The organism is Pseudogemmobacter hezensis (assembly GCF_013155295.1).
Taxonomy (GTDB): Bacteria; Pseudomonadota; Alphaproteobacteria; order Rhodobacterales; family Rhodobacteraceae; genus Pseudogemmobacter; species Pseudogemmobacter hezensis.
Window position 1 is genome coordinate 211,315 of the sequence record NZ_JABJXT010000007.1, and the last position, 20,731, is coordinate 232,045.

Sequence of the window (20,731 nt, forward strand, 5' to 3'; positions counted from 1 at the left end):
CTTCGGACTGGTGGGTTCGGATTGGGGGGGCAGACTGGGGTGCGGGCGGCTGCCTTATACGGGCGGCGGCCCCCCGGTCCCGAAGGCGCTGTCCGCTGCGCCATATTTCGCAGGCGGCGGGCAGCGATCAAGGATTACCTGGCGCGACTGTGACCAGAACTCGCGGCGCAGCAGCACCCCTGCCGCCGCCAGAGTGGCCACAACCAGGGTGATCGCCCCGAAGAGCCAGGCCATGGCCGCCAGCGCGAAATAGATCGAGCGCAGGCCCCGATTGTAGCTTTTGGCGGCGGTTCCATTGATCTCGGCCGCCTGCAGGGCGCGGTGCAGCGCCTCGGGGTGGTCATGTTCATTGGGCACAGCCGCCATCAGGATCGCACAATAGCCAAACAGCCGATGCGCCCAGATGAACTTCAGCAGGGCATTGGCCAGGAAGGCCATCGGCAGCAGGATCTTCAGCGCCACATCAATCTGCCCGGTATCCAGCGGCAGATCTGCGGCCAGCTCATTGAGGGCGCCGGAATTGCCGATCAGCGCCGCGCCGCCCCCGATGGCGATCATCGAGGCCGAGGCAAAGAACGTCGTGCCCTGGCGCAGCGAGGCAATCAGCGTCACGTCGAAGATGCGGGGCGCGCGGGTGATGAAGGCCCGCATCCAGTCGCGGCGGTAATCCTGCATCAGGATGGTGACCGAGGGGCGCGATTTCGGCGGGTTCTCGACCAGCCAGCCGGTGACAGCCCAGGCCGTGATAATGCTGCCAAGCGCCAGCATATCGGGCAGGGGCGTATTGATCAGCGAGATCAGGCTTTGCATCGGTGACCTCCGTCAGAAGGGTTTCACCACCACCGCCCAGAGGATGGCGATGACGGCAATCACACTGGCCTCATTGAAGATGCGCAGGAAGAGGTCGCTTTCGCGGAACTCACCTTTGCGGGCCCGCAGCACCATCCGCCCCGTCCAGAGGTAATGGATCACCAGGATCACCACCAGCGTCAGCTTCAGATGCAGCCAGGGATCAAACCCCCACCAGCCAAAGGCCAGCCACAGCCCGGTGGCAATGGCGATCACCATCAGCCCGGCAGAAAAGCGGTAAAGCCGCAGCGTCAGATCGCCGAGCGGGCCGAACTCACCCAGCTTTGCCCATTCGCGCTTCCAGTAGATCAGCGCGCGGGGCACCGCGAAAATTGAGGTCATCCAGCCCATTACGGCAAGGATATGTATGATTTTTATCCAGTCCATCGCCTTTGGTGACAGCAAACGCCCCCCCCCTTCAAGAGGGAAAACTGCGCCCCGCCTTCAATACTCGCCTCAATAGCCGCGATTGCGGTCAACCAGATGCAGCAAAGGCAGGCCGGCCTCTGATCGGCGGATGTTTTCCGCCACCACATCCGAGGCCGTCATCGCCCGCGTATCGGCGGCGATATGGGGGGTGATGGTGACGCGCGGATGGGCCCAGAAGGGGTGATCCTGGGGCAGGGGCTCGATGCGAAACACATCCAGCGTCGCATGTGAGATCTGACCGCTGTCCAGCGCCGCCAGGAGCGCCTGATCGTCGATCAGGGGCCCGCGCCCCGGGTTGATGATCACCGCACCCGGGGCGGTCAGCGCCAGCGTCTGCGCGCTCAGGATGTCATGCGTCTGCGGTGTGTTTGGCAAAAGGGTCACCACGATCTGCGCCCCCGCCAGCGCCGGGGCCAGCCCCTCGGGGCCGTGATGGCTGGCGATGCCCTCGATGGATTTTTCGCTGCGCCCCCAGGTCTTGACCGGGAAGTTCAGCGCCTGCAGGGCACGTGCACAGGCCAGACCCAGCTCGCCATTCCCGAGGAAGGTGACCGGGCGCTGGCGGGCCAGCGGTGGGCAGGTCGGATCCCAGATATGGCCGGGGTTCAGGATATGGCGGTCCATCCCCAGATGGTGGCGCAGCACATGGCCCGTCACATATTCGACCATGCTCTCGGTCAGCCCATGATCGACCATCCGCGTCAGCGGCTGCGTCAGGCTTTGATTGCCGACGATCCGCTCAACCCCCGCCCAAAGCGACATCACCGCTTTCGCGCGGGTAAAGGGCGCGAAATCCTGCAGGAGCGAGGAGGGCGCATAGAGGATGTAGTCAATCGAGGCGGGCTCGGGCGCCTCGGTGACGATTTCGGCCTCAATCCCGGCGGCTTTCAGGGCTGCGGGAAGGAAGGGCTGGTATTCGGCCCAGCCGGGCGCAGAGAAAAAGATGCGGATCATGGCGCGCAGGCTGCGGGCTCTGGCGCCGATTGTCCAGAGGGCAAAGGCCCGGAATCGGGCGCAGTGCGGTCTGGCGGATCATCGCTCAGCGCGGGCGGTGCACATGGGCGCTTTGCATCAGGCCAAAGCCCGCCAGGATCACCAGCATCGCCGAGCCGCCATAAGACATCAGCGGCAAAGGCACCCCCACGACAGGGGCCATCCCCATCACCATCGACAGATTGACCGCGATATAGAAGAAGAAATTCGCCGCCACCCCGATGATCAGCAGTGACGAGAAGCGATCCCGGTTTTGCAGCGCCGAGATCAGGCAAAAGCCGATGATCAGCGCGTAAAGGATCAAAAGCGAGAAGGCGCCCACAAAGCCGAATTCCTCAGCCAGGGTCGAGAAGATGAAGTCGGTCTGTTTCTCGGGCAGATAGTTCAGCCGCGACTGGGTGCCCTGCATGAAGCCCTTGCCCGACCAGCCGCCGGAACCAAGCGCGATCTTGGCCTGGATGATGTTATAGCCCGCGCCCAGCGGGTCTGCGGTCGGGTCCAGGAAGGTGTCGATCCGGCGGAACTGATAGTCATGCAACAGCTGCCAGTCGGTGCCGCGACTTTGGAAAATCGCCACCACGGTGCCCACCACGCCCGCGATCACCACGGCGAAATACCAATAGCTGACGCCCGCCGCGAACATCACCGCAGCCCCCGCCATCAACAGCATCAGCGAGGTGCCAAGGTTCGGCTGCATCAGCACCAGCACTGTTGGCGCACAGGTCAGAAACACCGGAACCAGCACCCAGAACGGGCGCGAGACCTTGCGGATATCCAGCCAGTCGTAATAGGCGGCCAGCATCAGAACCAGCGAAAACTTCATCATTTCTGATGGTTGCAGCCGCAACGGTCCGATGTCGATCCAGCGCTGCGCCCCCATGCCGATGACGCCGTAAAGATCAACGATGATCAAAAGCACAAAGGATGTCAGATAGGCGATCCCCGCCATCGAGCGCCAGAACCAGGCAGGCACCATCGCCACCATGAACATCAGCACCATGCCAGCCGCGAAAACCTGGGCCTGCCGCCGCGCCCAGAGGTCGAAATTGCCCCCCGCCACTGACCACAGCATCAGGATCCCGACCGAGGCGACGGCGGTGACCAGCACGATCACCTGCCAGTTCAGGTAAAGCACCTTGCGGATGCCGGTCGGCACATGTTTCAGGCGGTTCTCGTAAAATGCCATGGCTTGGGCCTCAGGCCTGATCGGTGGTGGTGATGGCCCCGGTCTCGGGGTCGCGCAGTTTCAGGTCTTTCAGCATCGACTCGATCCGGCCGTGCTGGTCTTTGGGATAGGCGGCCAGTGGCGGGCGGCCTCCGGTCAGAGCCGCCAGGATCACGTCGCGCGCAATAGGGGCAGCCGCAGTCGAGCCACCGCTGCCATGTTCGACGATCACCGACACCGCATAGCGCGGATTGTCATAGGGCGCATAGCCGACATAAAGCGCGTGGTCGCGCCGGTTCCAGGGCAGCTGATCGTTGCGGATCACGCCGCGCGCCCGCTCGGCTGCGCTGATATTGCGGACCTGGCTGGTGCCGGTCTTGCCTGCCAGCACCATGGTCGGATCGACGATCCGGTTGGTGCGTGCGGTGCCGCCCTGGCTGTTGACCACATCCCACATGCCCTGGCGCATCGCGGCCAGATGGCGCTCTTCAAGGCCCAGAGGCGGGGCCTCGGGGATCGGCACCTCTTTGCCGTCGATCATCCGCACCAGACGCGGCTCGACCGCCCGCCCCGAGGCGATCCGCGCCGTCATTACCGCCAGCTGCATCGGCGAGGCCAGCACATAGCCCTGACCGATCGAGGCATTGATCGTGTCGCCGATCCGCCAGTCCTGGTCATAGCGGCCTTTTTTCCAGGCGCGATCGGGCATGATCCCGTCGGTGATCGCCGACATCGGCAGATCATGGCGCACGCCAAGACCCAGCTTGCGGCCCATCTCGGCCATTTTGTCGATGCCCACCTTCTGCGCGATGTCGTAATAATAGACGTCGCAGCTTTTTTGCAGGCTTTGGGTCAGGGAAAGCGTGCCATGACCGCCGCGCGAATGGCAGTGGAACCGCCTGCCGCCATATTCCAGATAGCCAGGGCAGCGCACCTTATAGCCCAGATCAATCGAGCCCGCCTCCAGCGCCGCCAGCGCGGTGACCATTTTGAAGGTCGAGCCCGGCGGATAGGCCCCCGAGACCGCCTTATTGGCCAGCGGCCGGTGATCATTGCCGGTCAGGTTGGCGTAATCGGTATGGCTGATGCCCCGCACGAAAAGGTTCGGGTTGAAAGACGGCGCCGAGGCGCAACACAAGAGATCGCCATTCCTCACGTCCATCACCACGACGGCGGCGCTTTCCTCGCCCAGACGCGCCTGGGCAAAATTCTGCAGATCGGCGTCGATGGTCAGCCGGATATCGCCCCCCGAGGTGCCCTCCTGGCGGTCCAGCTCGCGCATCACGCGGCCAAAGGCGTTTTTCTCCACCCGCCGCGTGCCGGCGCGGCCGCGCAGGGTGTTTTCCATCCAGCGCTCGGTGCCGATCTTGCCGATCTGGAACTTGGGCAGGCGCAGGATCGGATCGGGGTCGTCCTGCTCGTCCAGATCCTTTTGCGACACCGCCCCCACATAGCCGACGACATGGGCGAAATCATAGCCGCGCGGATAGATCCTGGACAGGCCGACCTCGGGGATCACGCCGGGCAGAGCGGGCGCGTTGATCGCCACTTTGGAGAATTCCTCCCAGCTGAGGCGATCCTTGACCACCACCTCGATATGGGCGGCGTTTTTCTTCACATCGGCCAGGGTCGCGTCCATCTCTTCGACGGTCATCGGGATCAGCCCGGCCAGCCGATGCATGACGCGGTCCACATCGCCCGCATCCTCGCGGGTGATGACGACGCGGTAGTTCTGCTCGTTCCCGGCAATCAGCTTGCCATTGCGGTCCTGGATCAGCCCGCGACCAGGCGGGATCAGCTCGACCGAGACGCGGTTTTCCTCGGCCAGAAGGCGGAACTCTTCGGCCTGGTCGATCTGCAGATAGCGCATCCTGGCGCCCAGAGCCGCGACCATCGCCGTCATCGCGCCGCCCATCAGCAGCCCGCGCCGCGTGATGGTGCGGGCGCTGTCCTCGACGTCTTTTTGCGTGCGTCTCATGGTTGTGTCACCCGTTACAAACGTCTGCCGTAGTCATCCACCTCGCCGGTGGCAGGCTTGCGCAGGTCGAAAAACAGCCGCGACAGCCCGACCACCACCGGATAGGCGACAATCGACCACAGCACCTGGACCACCGCGAATCCAAAGGGCGGCAGATCGACCAGGGTTAAGGTAAGGATCAGCCGCTGCCCCAGCAACATGGCGATCATCAGACCCGAGACCACCAGCCATTCAACGGCGAAATTCAGCTCGCGCGTCATGGCGTGACGGGCGCGCAGGAATTCGGTCGCCATGATCACCAGCGCCGTCTCAAGGCCCGGCGGGCGCATCAGCAAAAGATCCTCGGTCAGGATCACCGGGGCCAGCAGCCAGACCGGCACGAAATCGGGGCGCCGCATCATCCAGGCAAAGATCAGGCACATCAGCAGATCTGGGCCAGGGAAGCGGCCCGTTACACCCTGCAGCGGCAAAAGCCGGGTAAAAAGCAGCAGGCAGGCCAGGCCCAGAAACAGCAGCCGGTAGCCCCAGGGGTCCATGCGCATCAGGCCGCTCATTCGGCTGCCCCTGTGCCCTCTGCTGCAGCGGCGTCACCGCCCTCGGCATAGCCCGATCCGCTTTCGCCAATCTCGCCGCTGCCTGTCGCAGGCTGGCTGGCGGCCTCGGCCTCGGCATCGACCTCGGCCACCGGAACCGAGGGCAGGGGCGGCGCGACCAGCTGGCCGGGATCCAGGATCGGCTCAAGCTCATGGCTGCGCAGCACGCGCAGGAACTCCAGCCGCTGGAAATCCGCCGCCAGCACGGTGCGCAGGCGGCGGTCAGAGCCCATCGCCACCTGGCCGACCAGCAGCCCGGCCGGGAACACACCGCCATCGCCCGAGGTCACCACCCGGTCGCCCGGCCGCACCTCTTCGGTCGATTCGATGAAATCCAGCAAAGGCAGCGCCGAATTGTCGCCCGAAAGCAGCGCCTTTTGCCCCGAGGGCTGGATCGTCACCGGAATCCGCGAGGTGGTATCGCTGACCAGGATCACCCGCGCCGTGCGGTTGCCAAGGCCAGAGATCCGCCCGACGAGGCCAATCCCGTCCATCGTCGCCCAACCATCACGAATGCCGTCGCGGGCGCCCACATTCAGGATCACCGACTGGCGGAACGGGCTGCCGCTGTCGGCCTGCACCACCCCGGTCACATGGGTCAGTTTCGGATCAAGGCGCACATGGTTCAGATCCAGCAGCCGGGCGTTCTTCTGCTCCAGCTGCAGGGCGACCTCTTTCCAGGCCTTCATCTGCTGCAGCTCGCGCTTCAGCTCCTGGTTTTGTTCATAGATGCGGGTATAGGACTGAAAATCTTCAAACATCGAGACGGTGCGGGTGACAGGCACCATCGCCCATTCCATATTCGGGATCACCGCATCGACCAGGGCCGCGCGAAAACGCTCGACCCGGGGGCTGTCGATGCGCCAGAGCACAAAGATCCCCAGCAGCAGGACCACCAGGATCGCAACCAGAAGCCGCCTGACCGGGCGGGAAAAATCCTCTGATCCGCTACGTTTTCCTGACACGCGCGCGCCCCGGTATTCCTGAAATGAATGCAGCAAACGGATGGGGCTGGGCCCCCACTCATCTTCCCGCTCAGCTGTCGTAGTCGATCACATGACGCAGTTGCTTTTCATATTCCAGCGCCTTGCCGGTGCCCAAAGCAACACAATTCAGCGATTCATTGGCGACCGAGATCGACAGCCCGGTCTGCTCGCGCAGCGCCAGATCCAGATCGCCCAAAAGCGCACCGCCCCCGGTCAGCATGACGCCACGGTCAACGATGTCAGCGGCCAGATCAGGCGGGGTGGCTTCCAGCGCCTGCATCACCGCGTCGCAGATCTGCTGCACGGGCTCGGCCAGCGCCTCGGCAACCTGGGCCTGGCTGATCTCGGTCTCTTTCGGCACGCCGTTCAGCAGGTCACGGCCCCGGATATGCATGACCGCGCCGCGCCCGTCATCGGGCATACGGGCGGTGCCGATCGAGGTCTTGATCCGCTCGGCCGTCGATTCGCCGATCAGCAGGTTCTGGTGGCGGCGCAGATAGGCGATGATTGCCTCATCCATGCGGTCGCCCCCCACGCGGACTGAGCGCGCATAGACGATATCGCCAAGCGACAGCACCGCGACTTCGGTGGTGCCGCCCCCGATATCAACCACCATAGAGCCGGTCGGCTCGGTGATTGGCATGCCCGCGCCAATCGCGGCGGCAATCGGTTCCGACAAGAGGCCCGCGCGTTTCGCACCAGCCGAGAGAACCGAATTGCGGATCGCCCGCTTTTCCACAGGCGTCGCGCCATGCGGCACACAGACGATGATTTTTAGGCGCGAAAACGGGCTGCGGCGGATGACCTTGCCGATGAAATGCTTGATCATTTCCTCGGCGGCCTCGAAATCGGCAATGACGCCGTCACGCATCGGGCGGATCGCGTCGATAGAGCCGGGGGTGCGCCCCAGCATCAGTTTCGCATCCTCGCCGACGGCCAGCACCTGCTTTTTGCCATCCTTGGTGTGATAGGCCACGACCGAGGGTTCATTCAGGACGATGCCTTTGCCCCGGATATAGACCAGCGTATTGGCCGTGCCGAGGTCGATCGCCATGTCCGACGAGAAAATACCGGGAATAAGCGCCATGCGGGCAGCGTCCTTCGTGTCCTTTGGCCGGGACCCCTGCTGCAGAAAGCAGAGGCTATGACCTGTTGCACCCGCGACTCAGACGACTCTGGCGGGCGCTTTCATATAAAGAGCCACAGGATTTTGTGAAAGCCCGCCGGGCCGGTTCTGGCACACATATGCGTGCGTAAAATTTGCTTGCAGATTTTCAACATTTTACCCGGAAAAATACGGCCAGTTTGCGGGGCCGCTTTACCTTTTACAACATGGGCGAATTGCGCGGGGCCGGGGCGGGTCAGGCCACGGCCGGATCCAGAGCTTTGTGCCGGGCTTTGGCAGGCCCTGCGGCACCCTTGCGGGAATCACCCCGGCAGCCGATTGGCACAGAAAAATGAGGCGGCCATAGGGCCACCTCACTTGCAGATTTTCATTTATGCAACCGAGAACCCTCAGGGCGCGTCGGTATAGGTGACCGATTTCACATCGTCATTCGGGGCCGATTTGGTGCGGCGCACGATCAGACGGTTCAGCGCGTTGATATAGGCTTTGACGCTGGCGACGATGGTATCGGTATCGGCCGACATGCCGGTGACGATGCGCCCGTCCTCCTCCAGTCGCACCGAGACGGTGGCCTGGGCATCGGTGCCAGCGGTCACCGCCGCCACCTGATAGACCTGCAGCCGCGCCTTATGCGGGAAGAGCTGCTTGATGCAGTTGAAAGCGGCATCGACCGGGCCGTCGCCCGTCGCGTCGATGTGATGGTCGGTGCCGTCAATCGTCAGCACCATATCGGCCTCTTGCGGGCCCTCGGTGCCGCAGATCACCCGCAGCTTTTTCAAAACCAGCGTGTCATGGGCGTCGAGCGTCTGCTCATCGGCCACCAGCGCCAGGATGTCCTCGTCAAAGACCTCTTTCTTGCGATCCGCCAGCGCCTTGAAGCGCACGAAGACATCGTTCAGCTGATTGTCGGCCAGCTCGTAGCCCAGCTCTTTCAGCTTGGCCCGCAAGGCCGCGCGGCCCGAGTGCTTGCCCATGGCGATATTCTTGACCGTCAGGCCGATATGCTCGGGCTTCATGATCTCGAAGGTTTCGACGTTTTTCAAAACGCCGTCCTGGTGGATGCCGGATTCGTGGACGAAGGCGTTCTTGCCGACGATGGCCTTGTTCGGCTGCACCACAAAGCCCGAAACGGTCGAGACGCGGCGCGACAGATGCATGATCTTGGTCGTGTCGATGCCGGTCTGATAGGGCAGGATGTCATTCCTGACCCGCAGCGCCATGACCACCTCTTCCAGCGCGGTATTGCCGGCGCGTTCACCCAGGCCGTTGATCGTGCATTCGATCTGGCGGGCACCCGCCTCGACTGCGGCGAGGGAGTTCGCGGTCGCCATGCCCAGATCGTTGTGGCAGTGGGTGGCGAAGATGATCTCATCGGCGCCCGGCACACGCTCCAGCAGCATGCGGATGATCTTGGCCGATTCCATCGGATAGGTATAACCGACGGTATCGGGGATATTGATCGTGGTCGCCCCGGCTTTGATCGCAATCTCGACGACGCGGCAGAGGTAGTCTGGTTCCGTGCGCGTCGCATCCATCGGCGACCACTGGATATTGTCGCACAGATTGCGCGCATGGGTCACGGTCTGGTGGATACGCTCGGCCATCTGGTCCATGTCCAGATTGGGGATGGCGCGGTGCAGCGGCGAGGTGCCGATAAAGGTGTGAATGCGCGGGGATTTCGCGTGTTTCACCGCCTCATAAGCGCGGTCGATATCTTTGAAGTTTGCCCGCGCCAGGCCGCAGATCGTTGAATTGCGGGCGTTTTTGGCGATTTCCGAGACGGCGGCGAAATCACCCTCAGAGGCGATCGGGAAGCCCGCTTCGATCACGTCGACGCCCATATCATCCAGCAGACCCGCGATTTCCAGCTTTTCCGCATGGGTCATGGTCGCGCCGGGCGACTGCTCGCCATCGCGCAGGGTGGTGTCGAAAATCAGAACGCGGGGTTGTTCAGCAGCTTGTGCCATTGGGTATTCCTTGGTCTTTCGTCTCAGCCAGAGATCCTGGCAGCCAGAGATCTTTACAGACGGCCCGATATGCGAAGGCGGGCCAGTTTTCAGGCCGGGCGCTTGGTCACATCTGAGCGGTCGCGCCCGGAGGCCCGCTCAGACGAGGCTGAGAAGAAGAAGGCCACGGGGCAAGAGCGGGCAGGCGCCCGGCTGCGGCAGGATAATCTGATGCGAACCCGTGATCATGCCCGCGACTATACGGAGGAATTGCCGCTTGAAAAGGGCGGGGCGGCATTTTTTGCCGAAGGTGGCGCATTTTCTTAGGGCAGCAAAGCTGACGTTCTGGCCTGATTTTGCTGTGGATTGGGGCAGGGGGCGGTGCTGGCCCCGATGATCAGAGCCGCAAACGCAGACGGCGCAGAGAGCTGCCAGCCTCTGCGCCGTCTCGGTGCTGTATCTGAGCCTGGGGCCTGAGGCCCTAGCGCCGGGAGGTGGGGCCTCAGGGAGCGGTCAGGATGCCGTCTTTCCAGATGCCCTCGGCGATCTTGCCGTCCTTATAGGTCATCTTGCCCTGGCCGTGGCGTTTGTCGGCGACAAAGGCCCCCTCATAGACATCGCCCGTGGCATAGGTGGCGATCCCCTGGCCTTCGCTTTTGTTGTCGACCCAGTCGCCGGTATAGCGATAGCCGTCGGTGGTGGTCAGCTCGCCCTTGCCGGTCCGTTTGTCGGCTTTGAAATCGCCTTTATAGACGGTGCCATTGGCCCAGGTCAGAGTGCCGGTGCCATCGCGCAGGCCTGCTTTCCAGCCGCCCTCATAACGATAGCCATCGGGGCGGGTCATCACGCCCTGGCCCTCGGGGCGGGCCTTGACGAAGTCGCCCTCATAGACCTGGCCATTGGCATAGGTGGCGCGACCCTTGCCCGCGATCACGCCATTGACCCAATCGCCCTGATAGGTGGATTTGTCGGGATAGGTGATCGCGCCCTGGCCATGCGCCTGATCGGCCTTCATCGCGCCGACATAGACCGAGCCGTCGGGATAGGTCACCGAGCCGGTGCCCTCCATCCGGCCCGCGACCCAGGAGCCCTCATAGCGAAAGCCGTCGGGCGTGCTGAATTTTCCCTGGCCCTCGCGTTTGTCGGCCTTGAAGCCGCCCTCATAGATGTCGCCCGCTTTATGGGTGGCGATGCCGTTCCCCTCGCGTTTGCCATTGATGAAGGCGCCCTCATAGGTGTCGCCATTGGGCTGGGTCAGCTTGCCCTGGCCGTTGATCTGGCCCTGGGCCCAGCCGCCGGTATAGGTCAGCCCATTGGGCATGGTCAGGGTGCCGATGCCGGTGCGTGCATCGGCGCGCATCGCGCCCTGATAGACGGTGCCATCGGCATAGGTGATCTTGCCCTCGCCCTCTTTGACACCATTGACCCAGGAGCCCTCATAGCGATAGCCGCCCTCGTTTTGCAAAACGCCGCTGCCGTGGCGCTGGCCATTGAGGAAGGCGCCGGTATAGGTCGAGTTGTTGGGATAGGTGGCGACGCCATTGCCGGTCATTTTGCCCAGCACCCAGTCGCCCTCATAGGTGCCATTGTCGGCGAAGGTGATCTTGCCATGGCCCTGGGGCTGGCCTTTCTCAAAGGCCCCCTCATAGATCGATCCGTTGGGATAACGCGCCCGGCCCTGGCCCCTGATCTCGCCATCGACCCAATCGCCGGAATATTCATATCCGTTGGGCAGGCGGTAGGTTCCCTTGCCATGCTGACGGCCGTTTTTGAAGGTGCCTTCGTAAACCGATCCGTTGTCATATTGCTTGGTAATTACCTCGCCTTCGGATTGGGCAAGGGCAGGGCCGGAGAACATGGCCTGTGATGCGATCAGTGATGCGGCCAGCGGCGCGGCAAGTGTGGCGGCGTAGAAATTGGCCGTGAATTTGCGCATTGCGGGTGGTCTCCGGTTTCGTTGCTGGGCGCAGCCTAGAAAAGGCCCGGGCCGCTGTCCAGTCGTGCAGCGGTCAAGGCGGTGTGAGGGGGGGGCGTGAGGGCCGGCGTGAGGGGGAGGCGCGGCAAAGGCTTTCCAGCCCCGGATGATCTGCTACAAGCGGGAGGCGTAAGGCGCGAAAGGACATAAGGGCGATGACCGATACATTCCGGTTCTTCCTGGTGCAGGCCAATCCGAGCCTGGGCGATATTGCCGGAAATGCGGCAAAGGCGCTGGAGTTCTGGCAGCGTGGCCGTGCGGCCGGGGCCGATCTGGTTGCGCTGACCGAGATGTTCATCACCGGCTATCAGACCCAGGATCTGATCCTGAAACCCGCCTTCCACCAGGAGGCGATCCGCGCCATCGAGGATCTGGCCCAGGCCTGCGCTGATGGCCCGGCGCTTGGGATCGGCGGGCCGGTTTTGCAAAACGGGCGGCTTTTCAACGGCTATTACATCCTTGAAGGCGGTCAGGTCTCGGCCAGGGTGCTGAAGCATCACCTGCCCAATGATGCGGTATTTGACGAAAAACGGCTGTTTTCCTCCGCCGATGTGACCGGGCCCTATGTGGTCAAAGGCGTTCGCATCGGCACGCCCATATGCGAGGATGCCTGGCACCCCGATGTCGCCGAGACGCTGGCCGAGACCGGGGCAGAGATCCTGCTGATCCCCAATGGCTCGCCCTATCATCGCGGTAAGCCAAACCTCAGGCTGAACCTGATGGTCGAGCGGGTGGTCGAGACCGGCCTGCCGCTGATCTATCTGAATATGGTGGGCGGCCAGGACGATCAGGTCTTTGACGGCTCTTCGATGGTCCTGAACCGGGGCGGGAAGCTGGCGCTGCAGATGCCGCAATTCGATGAGGTGGCAGAGCTGGTCACCTTCCGCCGGGGCGCGGAAGGCTGGCAGGCCGATCAGGGTCAGATCGCCGCGATCCCGCCGATTGGCGAGGCCGATTATCGCGCCTGCGTCATGGGGCTGGGCGATTACATGCGCAAATCGGGGTTCTCAAAGGCGGTGCTGGGCCTGTCGGGGGGTATCGATTCCGCGATTGTTGCGGCGATTGCCGCCGATGCGCTTGGGGCTGAGAACGTCCATTGCGTGATGCTGCCCTCGGAATATACCAGCCAGCATTCGCTGGAGGATGCCGCAGAGGTCGCGCGGCTTTTGGGGGCGCGGCTTGATACGGTTTCCATCGTGGGGGCACGTGGCGCGGTGGGCGATGCGCTGGCGCATGTGTTCCAGGGCACCGAGCCGGGGGTGACCGAGGAAAACATCCAGTCCCGCCTGCGCGGCGTGATGCTGATGGGGATTTCCAACAAATTCGGCGGGCTCTTGCTGACGACTGGCAATAAATCCGAGGTCGCAGTCGGCTATTGCACCATCTATGGCGATATGAACGGCGGCTATAATCCGATCAAGGATATGTATAAGACGCGGGTTTTCCTGACCGCGCGCTGGAGGAATGAAAACCACCGCCCCTGGATGAAGGGCCCCGCAGGCCCGGTGATGCCAGAGCGGGTGATCACCAAGCCGCCCTCGGCCGAGTTGCGCCCCGATCAGCGCGATGACGACAGCCTGCCGCCCTATGAGGTGCTGGATGCGATCCTCGAAGGGCTGATCGAGAATGATCTCTCGGTCGCCGATCTGGTGGCGCAGGGCTTTCCGCGTGAGACCGTCAAGCGGGTCGAACACCTCGTCTATATCAGCGAGTGGAAGCGCTTTCAGTCAGCGCCCGGCGTGCGGCTGACGCAAAAGGCCTTCTGGCTGGATCGGCGCTATCCGATGGTCAACCGCTGGCGCGACGGGTCTGGCGCGTGAGCGGGGCGCTTTATACGGGCGCGCTTTACATCGGGGCGGCGCTGGCCGAGATCGCGGGCTGTTTTGCATTCTGGGCCTGGTGGAAGCAGGGCGCGAATGCGCTTTGGCTGATCCCGGGCATGGTGGCGCTGGCGGCATTCGCCTGGGCGCTGGCGCTGACGCCGCCCGAACATGCGGGGCGTTCTTATGCGGCCTATGGCGGGGTCTATATCTGCGCCTCGCTTTGCTGGCTGTGGCTGGCTGAGGGCGAGGCCCCGCGCATGACCGATCTGGCCGGGGCAGGGCTGGCGCTGGCCGGGGCGCTGGTGATCCTTTGGGGCGCGCGGCCGGCCTGAGGGCTGTGGCCTGAGGAGGGCAGTCTGCGAAGGCAGCGGCCTGCGAAGGTAGCGGCCAGAGGAGGCAGCGGCCAAAAGGACGGCGCAGGGGCCTGAAATCTTTGCAGCGGATCACTCTTTGGCGCGATTTCGGCGCGATCTGCAAAATCCAATCCGATCAGCATGGACAGCGCACGCCTGTTATCGCAAACAGCGGCAGCCGGGATACTCTGATCCGGGCTTTTTGCGTTCAGGTGTATCAATGACATCCCAGACCCGTTCTCAGCCCAGTTTCCGTTGGGCCATCCTGGCGCTTGCGCTGGGATCTTTTGCCATCGGCACCTCGGAGTTTGCCGCGATGGGGCTTTTGCCCTGGTATGCGGCCGATCTGGGCGTGGGCGAGGCTGATGCAGGCCATGTTATCAGCGCCTATGCCTTTGGCGTGGTCGTCGGCGCACCGCTGACCACCTTGCTGGGCGCACGGCTGCCCCGGCGGCGCTATCTGGCGGCGCTGATCGGCATTTACGGCGTGCTGAACCTGCTGGCCGCCATTCTGCCGGGCTATTCGACGCTGATGGCGACGCGCTTTCTGGCCGGGCTGCCGCATGGTGGTTTCCTGGGCGTGGCGATGCTTTTTGCTGCCGATGCCCTGCCGCGCGAGCAGCGTGCCGCAGGCGTGACCCAGGTTCTGCTGGGCCTGACTGTGGCCAATATCGTCGGCGTGCCCTTCGCGGGCTGGCTGGGGCAGGCGCTGGACTGGCGGGTCGGCTTTGCGCTGCCGGGCGTGCTGGCGCTGCTGTCTGCCGTCCTGATTCTGAACCTCGCGCCGCGCGTGGGGGTTGATCCCAATGCCCGCCCGCTGGATGAGCTGCGGGCGCTGAAAAACCCTTCGGTTCTGCTGACGCTGGCGGTGGGGCTGATCGGCTGCGGCGGCCTTTTTGCGGTTTATGCCTATCTTTCGGCGGCGATGCTGGCCACGACCAGCGCCCCCAGCTGGGGCGTGCCGCTGATGCTGGCCTGTTTCGGGATCGGCAGCACGCTGGGCTCTATCCTGGCGGCGCGGCTGACCATTGCAATCGGCGCGATGAAGGCGACGCTGGCGCTGTTGATCTTCATGATCGTCTCACAGGGCTATGCCTCCTGGGCGGTGGGCGACTGGGTGCAGATGACGGTTTCGGCGCTGATGATCGGGCTTGGCTCGGGGGTATTCGTGCCGCTGCAGACCAGGCTGATGGATGTCGCGGGCAAGGCGCAAAGCATGGCAGCGGCGATGAACCACGCCGCCTTTAACGCCGCAAACGGGCTGGGGCCGCTGGTTGCGGGCTATGCGCTGGTCTGGGGATATCGCTCTTCGGGGCTGGTGGCGATCGGCTTTTCGGTGGCGGGGATCGTGATGCTGGGGATCCTGGCGGCCTATGCCAAAAAGCATGAGGGCGCGCAGGCGCAATAAGCGCCCGGGACCGTCCCGCCCCTGGGCTTGCAGCAAAACCAGGGCCTTGCAACAGAATATGAAAAAGGCGCGGGAAGATCACTCTCCCGCGCCTTTTCTGTTCCCGTGGGTGGCAGAGCTGCCCCGGCCCGCCGCCCTTACTCGGGCAGGATCCGCACCGCGCCCTTGTCAGCCGAGGCCGCAAAGGCCGCATAGGCCTTCAGCGCAGTCGTGACATTGCGTTTGCGCGGCTGCGCGGGCTTCCAGCCGGTGCGGTCTTTCTCGGCGCGCCGCGCGGCCAGCACATCCTCGGGCACCAGCAGGGTGATGGTGCGGTTCGGGATGTCGATCTCGATCATATCGCCCGCCTCAACCAGACCGATGGTGCCGCCAGCGGCCGCCTCGGGGCTGGCATGGCCGATCGACAGACCCGAGGTGCCGCCCGAGAACCGCCCGTCCGTGATCAGCGCACAGGATTTCCCAAGGCCGCGCGATTTCAGGTAAGAGGTCGGGTAAAGCATCTCCTGCATCCCCGGCCCGCCTTTCGGCCCCTCATAGCGGATCACCACCACATCGCCCGCCTTGACGCCCTTGTTCAGGATGCCCTTCACGGCGGCGTCCTGGCTTTCGTAAACCACAGCCGGGCCGGTGAACTTCAGGATCGATTCATCGACGCCCGCGGTTTTCACGATGCAGCCATCCAGCGCGATATTGCCCTTCAGAACCGCAAGACCGCCCTCTTTCGAGAAGGCATGCTCGACCGAGCGGATGACGCCGTTTTCACGGTCGGTATCCAGATCCGGCCAGAGCGAGCTTTGCGAAAACGCCACCTGGGTCGGCACCCCGCCCGGCGCGGCCAGATACAGCTCACGCGCCTCAGGGTTGTTGGTCACGGCCACATCCCAGGCGGCGAGCGCCTCGCCCATGGTCTCAGAATGCACGGTCGGGCAGTCGCGGTTGATCAGCCCGCCGCGGTCCAGCTCGCCCAGAAGCGCCATGATGCCGCCTGCGCGGTGCACGTCTTCCATATGCACATTGGCGATATTCGGCGCGACCTTGGACAGGCAGGGCACCTTGCGCGACAGAGCGTCAATATCGTCCATGCCGAAATCGACGCCACCCTCACGCGCAATCGCCAGCAGGTGCAAAACCGTATTGGTCGAGCCACCCATAGCGATATCCAGCGCCATCGCATTGTCGAAAGCCGCCCGGCTGGCAATGGTGCGCGGCAGCACGGTGTCATCGTCCTGCTCATACCAGCGCCGCGCCAGATCAACGATCATCCGGCCCGATTTCAGGAACAGCCCCTTGCGGAACGCATGTGTCGCCAGCGTCGAGCCATTGCCCGGCAGCGCCAGGCCAAGCGCTTCCGCCAGGCAGTTCATCGAATTGGCGGTGAACATCCCCGAGCACGACCCACAGGTCGGGCAGGCGGCTTTCTCAATCGCATCGACATCGGCATCCGACATTTTCTCATCGGCCGCCGCGACCATTGCATCCACCAGATCCAGGCTGATGGTGCGCCCGTCGCCCAGCGTGACCTTGCCGGCCTCCATCGGGCCGCCAGAGACGAAGATCGCCGGGATGTTCAGCCGCATCGCCGCCATCAGCATGCCGGGCGTGATCTTGTCGCAGTTCGAGATGCAGACCATGGCATCGGCGCAATGCGCGTTTACCATATATTCAACCGAGTCCGCGATGATCTCACGTGAGGGCAGCGAATAAAGCATGCCGTCATGCCCCATCGCGATCCCGTCATCAACGGCGATGGTGTTGAACTCTTTGGCGACGCCGCCCGCCGCCTCGACCTCACGCGCGACCATCTGGCCCAGGTCTTTCAGGTGAACGTGGCCGGGCACGAATTGCGTGAACGAGTTTACGATGGCGATGATCGGCTTGCCGAAATCGCTGTCCTTCATCCCCGTGGCGCGCCAGAGCCCGCGGGCCCCGGCCATATTGCGGCCATGCGTGGTGGTTCTGGAACGATAGGCTGGCATTTGACTGTCGTCTTTCACTTGGCAGTTGCCCGTCACACCCCCTCCGGGTGACGGTCTGGCAGGAAGCCGAGGTTGGGGTATCCGCACCTGAGTTAGCGCAAGCGGGCTGCGGGTTAAAGACCTGTTACACTGTTTCACCAGAAGGGCGGGCCCCGGGCTGGTGGTTGCGGCGGTGGCTGTTCGGGCGGTTGGCCCGCCGCACGGCCCGTGATAGGCGGATGAAAAAGGAGTGCTTCTGGTGACAACGGGGCTGGTGACAACGGGTCTGGTGACAACGGGGCTGGCTCAGGCAGAGCTGATCGCGGTGCTGGCTGCCGTCACCGGGGATGCGCCCCGTGTGATGACGGTTGCCGCCGGCGAGGCGCTGCCCTCGGGCCCCTTCACCTCATCCCATCGCAGCCTGCAGGCGGGGCTGCGCGACTGGATCGAAAGCCAGACCGGGCACCCGGTGGGCTTTCTCGAACAGCTTTACACCTTTGCCGACCGTGACCGCGCCGAAGAGGCCGATTTGCGGCAGATCTCGATCTCTTATCTCGGGCTGGTGCGCGAACAGGCGGCCCCCGGTGCCGGGCGCCCGGAATGGCACGGCTGGTATGAATACCTTCCATGGGAGGATCACCGCCACGGCCTGCCCCCCGGCTGGCAGGATCTGGTCGCGGGCCTTAACCACTGGGCGGGCACGGACCGGGGCAGGGTGCAGCGCCTGAGCCACGCCTTCGGCCTGGAGGGCGCGGCCTGGAACGAAGATCTCGTCCTCTCGCGCTATGAGCTGCTTTATGAGGCTGGCATGGTCGAAGAGGCCAACGGCCATTCCGGCCTCGGCTCTGGCATCGGCCGCGCGATGCAGGGCGATCACCGCCGCATCCTTGCCACCGGTATCGCCCGGCTGCGGGCCAAGATCAAATACCGCCCCGTCGCCTTTGAGCTGATGCCAGAGAGTTTCACTTTTCTGCAACTGCAACGCCTGGTAGAGGCTTTAATCGGCCTCAGGTTGCACAAATCGAACTTTCGCCGTCAGATCGACCAGCAAGAGCTGATCGAGGAAACAGGCGAGACAACGGCTGAATCCCGGGGCCGCCCGGCCATGCTGTTCCGCTATCGCCCGGCGGTGCTGGAGGCGCGGGCGCTGGCCGGAACCAGGCTGCCTGTCAGCCGGGGATAGTATCCCGCATTAACAATCACAGATGGAATTGACATAAACTCATATCGAGTATATCGCACGGTCACGCACATATGCTCATAATGAGTATATAATGAAATCGGCCCCAAAGCGGGCGCAGGGAAGGGATCGGGATGACACAGGTGACGGTCGATACCATGCTGGAACGTGCAGGGACGGGGCGGTTCCAGCGCCGCCTTCTGGGGGTGTTTGGTCTGGTCTGGACGGCCGATGCGATGCAGGTTCTGGCGGTGGGCTTTACCGTCGCCTCAATCGCTGCCAGCTTCGGGATGGAGGTGCCGCAGGCGCTGCAAACCGGGACGCTGTTCTTCCTCGGCATGCTGCTCGGCGCCAGTGTCTTCGGCCGCCTGGCTGACAAATTCGGGCGGCGTAAGATCCTGCTGATCACTGTCGCCATGGATGCGGTTTTCGGCATCGCCTCGGCCTTTGCCCCCGACTTCACCACGCTTCTGGTCCTGCGCTTCCTGACCGGCCTCGCCGTTGGCGGCACGCTGCCCGTCGATTACGCGATGATGGCCGAGTTCCTGCCCCCCTCGCGCCGCGGCCGCTGGCTGGTGATGCTGGAAGGCTTCTGGGCCGTGGGCACCGTCCTCGTTGCCCTGACCGCCTGGGCCGCCAGCAGCTGGGGCGGGATTGAGACCTGGCGCGTTATCTTTTTCGTAACCGGGATTCCGGCGGTGATCGGTATTTTCCTGCGCATCTGGATCCCGGAAAGCCCGATGCACCTTTTGCGCGAAGGCCGCGCTGACGCCGCGAAATCTGTTCTCGATCAGATGCTTGTGATGAATGGAAAAGAGCCTACAGGCACCGTGCAGATCGCGCTTCCCCAGGCCAGCAGCGGCGAGGGGATCTTCTCGCCCGGGATGATCCGCCGCACGCTTTTGATGCTGGCGGTCTGGTTCCTCGTCTCAATCAGCTATTACGGTGTCTTTACCTGGATGCCTGCGCGGCTGGCGAATGAAGGGTTCGGCTTCGTGCGCGGCTATGGGTTCCTGGTGATCCTCGCGCTGGCGCAGATCCCCGGATACGCGCTGGCAGCCTGGGGGGTCGAGGCATTGGGGCGGCGCAAAACGCTGGTCTCTTTCCTGATCCTCAGCGCGGCGGCCTGCCTTCTGTTTACCCTGTCGACGACGCCGATCCTGATCGCAACCGCGCTGATGGTGATGAGTTTCGCTTTGCTGGGCACCTGGGGGGCGCTTTACGCCTTCACGCCAGAGCTTTACCCGACCGCAAGCCGTGCCACAGGCATGGGCGCGGCGGGGGCTATGGCCCGGCTGGGTGGATTGCTGGCCCCTTCGGTGCTGGTCTATCTCTTTATCGAGAATACGGCGATGGCGATTGGCCTCTTCTCGGCCTTGCTGGGCCTGGCCGCGATCCTTGCGGCGCTGATCGATGCAGAGACACGTAAAGCGGCGCTGTCCTGACCAACCTGCTTTCATATATCGAACAAAAATGCCGTCCGGATCAGAAATCCGGGCGGCATTTTTACACTTATCCAACATCAGATATCGATAGTGTTTCTTTTTTCCCATTCAGTGAAATGGCCGCAGTATTCGTTCCATTCCTGTGTTTTCATTTTGATGAGGGCGTTTGAGAGCTCTTCGCCGAGGGCAGCTTTGAGGTCGGGATCGGCATCGAAGGCGCGGATGGCGTCCAGCAGGTTCAGGGGCAGCTTGGGCGCGTCTTTGATCAGATGGCCGTCGGTGTAGAAGTTGATGTCTGATCGCGGGCCGGGGTCGGCATTTGTGCGGATCCCGTCGAGGCCTGCGGCCAGGATCACCGCCTGCATCAGATAGGGGTTGGCGGCACCGTCAGGCAGGCGCAGCTCGAACCGGCCGGGGCCGGGGACGCGCACCATATGGGTGCGATTGTTGCCGGTCCAGGTGACCGAATTCGGCGCCCAGGTCGCACCCGATGAGGTGCGCGGCGCGTTGATGCGCTTGTAGCTGTT

16 protein-coding genes and 1 pseudogene are annotated in these 20,731 nt (G+C 63.5%); 5 read left to right on the forward strand and 12 right to left on the reverse strand.

The window, feature by feature from the left end:
- Positions 1 to 54: 54 nt before the first annotated feature.
- The 10 genes from HOY34_RS10215 to HOY34_RS10260 form a co-directional block, all read right to left on the reverse strand.
- The gene (locus tag HOY34_RS10215; RefSeq protein WP_172362396.1) at positions 55 to 810 is read right to left on the reverse strand and encodes a DUF599 domain-containing protein; all 756 of its coding nucleotides are present in this window, start codon (positions 808 to 810) and stop codon (positions 55 to 57) included.
- A gap of 12 nt (positions 811 to 822) precedes the next feature.
- Positions 823 to 1,236 (reverse strand): CopD family protein, encoded by a 414-nt coding sequence (locus tag HOY34_RS10220; RefSeq protein WP_172362463.1) that lies wholly within the window; start codon positions 1,234 to 1,236, stop codon positions 823 to 825.
- Positions 1,237 to 1,305: 69 nt separating this feature from the next.
- On the reverse strand, positions 1,306 to 2,232 hold the full coding sequence (locus HOY34_RS10225; protein WP_172362397.1) for a 2-hydroxyacid dehydrogenase: 927 nt from the start codon (positions 2,230 to 2,232) through the stop codon (positions 1,306 to 1,308).
- 85 nt (positions 2,233 to 2,317) lie between these two features.
- Positions 2,318 to 3,457: a rod shape-determining protein RodA gene (rodA, locus tag HOY34_RS10230; RefSeq protein ID WP_172362399.1), complete on the reverse strand. Its 1,140-nt coding sequence runs from the start codon at positions 3,455 to 3,457 to the stop codon at positions 2,318 to 2,320.
- 10 nt (positions 3,458 to 3,467) lie between these two features.
- Complete coding sequence (gene mrdA / locus HOY34_RS10235) at positions 3,468 to 5,414, reverse strand: penicillin-binding protein 2 (RefSeq protein WP_172362401.1); 1,947 nt, start codon at positions 5,412 to 5,414, stop codon at positions 3,468 to 3,470.
- Positions 5,415 to 5,428: 14 nt separating this feature from the next.
- Positions 5,429 to 5,968, reverse strand: a complete 540-nt coding sequence (locus HOY34_RS10240; RefSeq protein ID WP_172362403.1) for a rod shape-determining protein MreD — start codon at positions 5,966 to 5,968, stop codon at positions 5,429 to 5,431.
- Entirely contained in the window at positions 5,965 to 6,972 is a 1,008-nt protein-coding gene (mreC, locus tag HOY34_RS10245) for a rod shape-determining protein MreC (RefSeq protein ID WP_172362404.1), read from the reverse strand. The genes HOY34_RS10240 and mreC overlap by 4 nt, the downstream gene beginning before the upstream one ends.
- 70 nt (positions 6,973 to 7,042) lie before the next feature.
- Positions 7,043 to 8,080 (reverse strand): rod shape-determining protein, encoded by a 1,038-nt coding sequence (locus HOY34_RS10250; RefSeq protein WP_172362406.1) that lies wholly within the window; start codon positions 8,078 to 8,080, stop codon positions 7,043 to 7,045.
- A gap of 428 nt (positions 8,081 to 8,508) precedes the next feature.
- Entirely contained in the window at positions 8,509 to 10,086 is a 1,578-nt protein-coding gene (locus HOY34_RS10255; protein ID WP_172362408.1) for a 2-isopropylmalate synthase, read from the reverse strand.
- A gap of 481 nt (positions 10,087 to 10,567) precedes the next feature.
- A complete protein-coding gene (locus tag HOY34_RS10260; protein WP_436645194.1) occupies positions 10,568 to 12,001 on the reverse strand; it encodes a 2-isopropylmalate synthase in 1,434 nt (477 codons plus the stop codon).
- A gap of 194 nt (positions 12,002 to 12,195) precedes the next feature.
- Between HOY34_RS10260 and HOY34_RS10265 the strand changes: the two genes are divergently transcribed.
- The 3 genes from HOY34_RS10265 to HOY34_RS10275 all read left to right on the forward strand — a co-directional run bounded on the left by HOY34_RS10265 (position 12,196) and on the right by HOY34_RS10275 (position 15,624).
- Complete coding sequence (locus tag HOY34_RS10265; protein WP_172362410.1) at positions 12,196 to 13,860, forward strand: NAD+ synthase; 1,665 nt, start codon at positions 12,196 to 12,198, stop codon at positions 13,858 to 13,860.
- Entirely contained in the window at positions 13,857 to 14,195 is a 339-nt protein-coding gene (locus HOY34_RS10270) for a YnfA family protein (RefSeq protein WP_172362412.1), read from the forward strand. Before HOY34_RS10265 ends, HOY34_RS10270 begins: the two co-directional genes overlap by 4 nt.
- 241 nt (positions 14,196 to 14,436) lie before the next feature.
- Positions 14,437 to 15,624, forward strand: coding sequence for an MFS transporter (locus HOY34_RS10275; protein WP_172362414.1), 1,188 nt, complete (start codon positions 14,437 to 14,439; stop codon positions 15,622 to 15,624).
- A 137-nt stretch (positions 15,625 to 15,761) separates the two neighbouring features.
- Here HOY34_RS10275 and ilvD read toward each other — a convergent pair whose 3' ends face one another.
- Positions 15,762 to 17,600 (reverse strand): dihydroxy-acid dehydratase, encoded by a 1,839-nt coding sequence (gene ilvD / locus HOY34_RS10280; protein ID WP_172362416.1) that lies wholly within the window; start codon positions 17,598 to 17,600, stop codon positions 15,762 to 15,764.
- A gap of 229 nt (positions 17,601 to 17,829) precedes the next feature.
- Here ilvD and HOY34_RS10285 point away from each other — a divergent pair, with 229 nt between their 5' ends.
- Entirely contained in the window at positions 17,830 to 18,762 is a 933-nt protein-coding gene (locus HOY34_RS10285) for an NUDIX hydrolase (protein WP_366926945.1), read from the forward strand.
- 131 nt (positions 18,763 to 18,893) lie between these two features.
- The gene (locus HOY34_RS10290) at positions 18,894 to 20,204 is read left to right on the forward strand and encodes an MFS transporter (protein ID WP_172362418.1); all 1,311 of its coding nucleotides are present in this window, start codon (positions 18,894 to 18,896) and stop codon (positions 20,202 to 20,204) included.
- Between the two features lie 77 nt (positions 20,205 to 20,281).
- On the opposite strand, the pseudogene HOY34_RS10295 reads toward HOY34_RS10290, so the two are convergent.
- A pseudogene (locus HOY34_RS10295) lies at positions 20,282 to 20,731 on the reverse strand (type III glutamate--ammonia ligase); the annotation flags it as partial.

Coding starts and splice junctions, on each gene's coding strand:
- HOY34_RS10215 (WP_172362396.1), bottom strand. CDS start 810: ATGCAAAGCCTGATCTCGCTGATCAATACGCCCCTGCCCGATATGCTG.
- HOY34_RS10220 (WP_172362463.1), bottom strand. CDS start 1,236: ATGGACTGGATAAAAATCATACATATCCTTGCCGTAATGGGCTGGATG.
- HOY34_RS10225 (WP_172362397.1), bottom strand. CDS start 2,232: ATGATCCGCATCTTTTTCTCTGCGCCCGGCTGGGCCGAATACCAGCCC.
- rodA (WP_172362399.1), bottom strand. CDS start 3,457: ATGGCATTTTACGAGAACCGCCTGAAACATGTGCCGACCGGCATCCGC.
- mrdA (WP_172362401.1), bottom strand. CDS start 5,414: ATGAGACGCACGCAAAAAGACGTCGAGGACAGCGCCCGCACCATCACG.
- HOY34_RS10240 (WP_172362403.1), bottom strand. CDS start 5,968: ATGAGCGGCCTGATGCGCATGGACCCCTGGGGCTACCGGCTGCTGTTT.
- HOY34_RS10250 (WP_172362406.1), bottom strand. CDS start 8,080: ATGGCGCTTATTCCCGGTATTTTCTCGTCGGACATGGCGATCGACCTC.
- HOY34_RS10255 (WP_172362408.1), bottom strand. CDS start 10,086: ATGGCACAAGCTGCTGAACAACCCCGCGTTCTGATTTTCGACACCACC.
- HOY34_RS10260 (WP_436645194.1), bottom strand. CDS start 12,001: ATGCGCAAATTCACGGCCAATTTCTACGCCGCCACACTTGCCGCGCCG.
- HOY34_RS10265 (WP_172362410.1), top strand. CDS start 12,196: ATGACCGATACATTCCGGTTCTTCCTGGTGCAGGCCAATCCGAGCCTG.
- HOY34_RS10275 (WP_172362414.1), top strand. CDS start 14,437: ATGACATCCCAGACCCGTTCTCAGCCCAGTTTCCGTTGGGCCATCCTG.
- ilvD (WP_172362416.1), bottom strand. CDS start 17,600: ATGCCAGCCTATCGTTCCAGAACCACCACGCATGGCCGCAATATGGCC.
- HOY34_RS10290 (WP_172362418.1), top strand. CDS start 18,894: ATGACACAGGTGACGGTCGATACCATGCTGGAACGTGCAGGGACGGGG.